Raw genomic sequence first — 1,571 nt, forward strand, 5'->3', positions numbered from 1 at the left:
CTGACCTGCCATGATTTCACTCCCAGTGAAATATCGCCGGCTGAACGGGATGCGGCATTTAATTTGGTGCAAATGGCAAGTCAACGTATGTTTTTGCTGCAAGCGCGGCAGCAAGCAATGTTTTTGAAAAATGTCTTAAACAGTCGTGAACTGCTATCGGCTGAACGCGACAAAGTAATTCAGCCGACAACCTTACTCGATAAATATGGCAAGGACTGGATGCAATTGTTTAATTGCACGGGCATTGCTCTGTTATATCGTAATCAGGTGAGGTGTGTTGGTGAAACCCTGGATGATTATGAGTTGGACATTGTTGGCAAGTGGCTTACAGAGCATGTCGGACAGAAAATGTGTTGGGCATGTGATCAACTGTCAAAGAGTCCCTTGAATAATTTGGTCAACGTTCGCAATCGGGCAGGATTGCTGGCCGTTCCCTTACCGATTGAGCAAAATCAATCCGGATGGTTTTTGTTGTTCCGCCGGGCCCAAAAAGCACAACATAACTGGGTCGGTAAAAAACAGATAATCGAAGCAGAAACCCCAAATCCACTTAAACGTATTGAAGAACGCGGTCATGAGATTTGGATGGAAACCATAGAGGATGAGGCTAATCGCTGGTCTGTGAATGAACAGCATGCAGCACAGGATCTGGCTGAGGATTTGGCTGTTGCGATTACCGTGCATCAAGTCAACCGGCTGAACACCCAGTTACAGCTTGCCAACAAACAGCTTAAAGAAATTGCCCATACCGATACCCTGACCAAAACCTGGAACCGTTATCGAATGGAGTTAGCCATTGATGCAGAACTCGCTGCTGCCGAGCGTTATGATCATCCTTGCTCGGTGTTACTGTTTGATATTGATCGTTTCAAATCAGTCAATGACAACTATGGGCATGATGCCGGGGATCAGGTGTTAACCAGGCTTGCGGAAGAGGTCCAATCCAAACTGCGTACCAGTGACTATTTAGGCCGCTGGGGCGGTGAGGAATTTATTGTTCTGGCATCGCATAATGCTCTGGATGAAGCCATGGCTCTGGCAGAACGTTTACGTAAACATATTGAAAGCGTTCAGTTCGATACCGCTGGAATAATTACTGTCAGCATAGGCGTAGCTCAAGCAATACCGGGCAATGAAAGTCGCAAGCAGTTGTTAGAAAGAGCCGATCAGGCGATGTATCGAGCCAAGCAATCTGGGCGTAATCGTGTTGAATCAGCAAGTGCCGAATTGTCTGGGTCTTGATTTTCATCCAAAATACGCGGTTTGTTGCGCATGCTGCCAAGTCTGCTTGGCCTATCTAATTTTATACTGAGTCACTATGTCCGAAAGCCTGTTACAGAAACAAGTCTCAAAACGCCGTACTTTTGCCATTATCAGTCACCCTGATGCCGGTAAAACCACCCTGACTGAAAAACTGTTGTTATTCGGCGGTGCCATTCAGATGGCGGGCAGTGTGAAATCACGTAAAACTGACAGACATGCCACTTCAGACTGGATGGAAATGGAAAAGGAACGGGGCATTTCGGTGACCTCTTCGGTGATGCAGTTTCCCTATAAAGATCGCATCGTTA

The 1,571-nt window shown here is 46.6% G+C and carries 2 protein-coding genes; both read left to right on the plus strand.

Annotation, left to right across the window (positions count from 1 at the left end; genetic code table 11):
- The coding region (locus B3O33_RS02470; protein ID WP_292362858.1) for a sensor domain-containing diguanylate cyclase at positions 1-1,242 on the plus strand (1,242 nt) is incomplete at its 5' end.
- Positions 1,243-1,318: 76 nt separating this feature from the next.
- On the plus strand, positions 1,319-1,571 hold a 253-nt coding region (locus tag B3O33_RS02475), incomplete at its 3' end, for a GTP-binding protein (protein ID WP_292362859.1).

Origin of the sequence: Methylophaga sp. UBA1464 (assembly GCF_002325665.1) — a bacterium.
Classification (GTDB): Bacteria; Pseudomonadota; Gammaproteobacteria; order Nitrosococcales; family Methylophagaceae; genus Methylophaga.